General features: G+C 70.5%; 6 protein-coding genes. 5 read left to right on the plus strand and 1 reads right to left on the minus strand.

The window, feature by feature from the left end; all coding sequences use genetic code 11:
• The 4 genes from ACIRD8_RS37755 to ACIRD8_RS37770 form a co-directional block, all read left to right on the plus strand.
• A partial coding sequence (locus ACIRD8_RS37755; RefSeq protein WP_404002310.1) for a carboxyl transferase domain-containing protein occupies nucleotides 1-147 on the plus strand: 147 nt, incomplete at its 5' end.
• A 15-nt stretch (nucleotides 148-162) separates the two neighbouring features.
• Nucleotides 163-369 carry an acyl-CoA carboxylase subunit epsilon gene (locus ACIRD8_RS37760; RefSeq protein ID WP_404002299.1) on the plus strand — a complete coding sequence of 69 codons (207 nt, stop codon included), beginning with the start codon at nucleotides 163-165 and terminating at the stop codon, nucleotides 367-369.
• Nucleotides 370-443: 74 nt separating this feature from the next.
• Nucleotides 444-572, plus strand: a complete 129-nt coding sequence (gene mmpB, locus ACIRD8_RS37765) for a morphogenic membrane protein MmpB (protein ID WP_099174806.1) — start codon at nucleotides 444-446, stop codon at nucleotides 570-572.
• Nucleotides 573-602: 30 nt separating this feature from the next.
• Nucleotides 603-1,214 carry a nucleoside triphosphate pyrophosphatase gene (locus tag ACIRD8_RS37770; protein WP_404002302.1) on the plus strand — a complete coding sequence of 204 codons (612 nt, stop codon included), beginning with the start codon at nucleotides 603-605 and terminating at the stop codon, nucleotides 1,212-1,214.
• A 12-nt stretch (nucleotides 1,215-1,226) separates the two neighbouring features.
• Here the strand turns inward: ACIRD8_RS37770 and ACIRD8_RS37775 are convergent, their stop codons facing one another.
• Nucleotides 1,227-1,667, minus strand: a complete 441-nt coding sequence (locus ACIRD8_RS37775) for a hypothetical protein (protein ID WP_404002304.1) — start codon at nucleotides 1,665-1,667, stop codon at nucleotides 1,227-1,229.
• 378 nt (nucleotides 1,668-2,045) lie between these two features.
• Between ACIRD8_RS37775 and ACIRD8_RS37780 the strand changes: the two genes are divergently transcribed.
• On the plus strand, nucleotides 2,046-2,440 hold a 395-nt coding region (locus ACIRD8_RS37780), incomplete at its 3' end, for a biotin carboxylase N-terminal domain-containing protein (RefSeq protein WP_404002307.1).

Genomic DNA, 2,440 nt, shown 5'->3' on the forward strand with positions numbered 1-2,440 from the left:
AACCCGTACGTCGCGGCCGAGCGCGGCTACGTCGACGCGGTGATCATGCCGTCGGACACCCGGGCGCACCTCGTGAAGGGCCTGCGCCAGCTCCGTACGAAGCGCGAGTCGCTGCCGCCGAAGAAGCACGGCAACATCCCCCTCTAACCACCGGGAGCCACCATGATCAAGGTCGTACGGGGCAACCCGACGCCGGAGGAGCTCGCCGCGGCCCTCGCCGTGGTCCGGGCGCGCGCGGCGGCGGTGACCGCCGAGCCGCCCGGCGCTCCGCTGCCGCCCGAGCAGTGGTCGGACCCGGAGCGGATCGCCCGCCGGGGCGCACTGCGGCCGGGGCCCCGCTCATGGGCGCGGACGTACTGGCCCTCCTGACCGCCGGGGCCGTGAGCGGCGCTTGAGTACGCGTACTCAGGCGCCGCAGCCGTCTCCGGAGCACCATCGGGAGCATGCTGTGGTCCGACCCCGAGAACAAGCCGCCGAAGGAACTGCGCGACGCTCAGGACATGATGCGCCGCGCGGGACTGCTGCTCGCGCTGGCCATGGTCGTGGCGATGTTCGTCCTGGGCACCCGGTAGGCACCGAGGGCCCCTCCGGCCCCGCCTACGATGGCGGGTATGACTGATCAGCGCCGCCTCGTGCTCGCCTCCGCCTCGCCCGCCCGTCTCGGCCTCCTGCGGCAGGCGGGTTTCGCCCCCGAGGTGATCGTCAGCGGTGTGGACGAGGACGCGCTGACCGCACCGACCCCGGGTGAGCTGGCGCTCGTCCTGGCCGAGGCGAAGGCCGCCTCGGTGGCGGCCCGCCCCGAGGCCGCGGACGCGCTCGTCATCGGCTGCGACTCGGTGCTGGAGCTCGACGGCGAGGCGCTCGGCAAGCCCGCCGACAGCGAGGAGGCCACCGCCCGCTGGAAGTCCATGCGCGGCCGGTCGGGGATCCTGCAGACGGGGCACAGCGTCATCGACACGGCCACCGGCCGTACGGCGTCGGCGACCGCGTCCACGGTCGTCAGGTTCGGCGAGCCGACGGACGCCGAGGTGGCGGCCTACGTCGCCTCGGGTGAGCCGCTGCACGTCGCCGGGGCGTTCACCCTGGACGGCCGTTCGGCGCCGTTCGTCGAGTCGATCGAGGGCAGCCACGGCAACGTCATCGGTCTCTCGCTGCCGCTGCTGCGCCAGCTCCTCGGCGAACTGGGAGTCTCCGTAACCGACTTGTGGGTCTGAGCGGCCCTTACGTCACACCGGCTCGGGAGCTGCTCCCGGGCCGGCCTGCACCGCTTCCGGCTCACGCCGGTCGAACGCCACCAGGGTCAGCACGATCAGCGCCAGGACGACCATCAGGAACGCGAAGGCCGCCCAGCCGATCAGCCCCACCGCCAGGGCGCCCAGCACCCCGTGGACGACCGCACAGGCGATGAGGGCGATCCTGCCGAGGCGGCCCGGCGCGCGGTCGCGTATCCCGGCCAGCAGCGGTATCAGTCCGCAGAGCACCAGCAGGGCCCCGGAGACACCGCCCATCACCCAGGTGCCGGTGACCATGGCGTCAGGATCCATCCCGGCCAGGGACATGCTCTGGTTGTCGGCGACCGTCGCGAGGACGCCGTTGACGATCACGATGCCCACGGCTTCCACGAACAGAACGATCGCGGTCACGAAGGCCACTGGTCTGCGCACCACGGCACCCACCCCTTGTTACCTGTAGTACGTCCGGTACAGCGCGGACCCTACTAACCGGTAATGGCAGGGACAAGAGTTCGCGCACACTTCGCACGCCCGTACCGCCGCTTCGGCATGGCGGCAAAGATTCCCTCGTCCGTTCGTAGGGACTCCACAAAGAAACGCCGCGCGGCGTTGACCGTCCGAACAGAGACTTGGGCCACACTTCGTGGCTACTGTGCGGTTGAGGATCCCGGCGTACCGTGGTGCGACAAGGGATTTCGCGACTCGAGCAAGCCTCGGATCACACTCCGTGTGGGCAAGTTCACTATTGGGGACGGGTCGTACGGCCGTGTCGGTAGTCCCTAAACTCAGCTTGTTCTCAAGGAGGGAGTCATCGTGCGCAAGGTGCTCATCGCCAACCGTGGCGAAATCGCTGTCCGTGTTGCTCGGGCTTGCCGGGATGCCGGGATCGGGAGCGTAGCCGTCTACGCCGATCCGGACCGGGATGCTCTGCATGTGCGCGCGGCCGACGAGGCGTTCGCTCTGGGCGGTGACACTCCGGCCGCCAGTTATCTGGACATGGCCAAGGTGCTCCAGGCCGCGAAGGACTCCGGGGCGGACGCGGTCCACCCGGGGTACGGCTTCCTGTCGGAGAACGCGGAGTTCGCCCAGGCGGTCCTGGACGCGGGTCTGACCTGGATCGGCCCGCCGCCGCACGCGATCCGGGACCTGGGTGACAAGGTCGCCGCCCGTCACATCGCGCAGCGTGCCGGTGCCCCGCTGGTGGCCGG

Origin of the sequence: Streptomyces sp. NPDC102451 (assembly GCF_044765485.1) — a bacterium.
Taxonomy (GTDB): domain Bacteria; phylum Actinomycetota; class Actinomycetes; order Streptomycetales; family Streptomycetaceae; genus Streptomyces.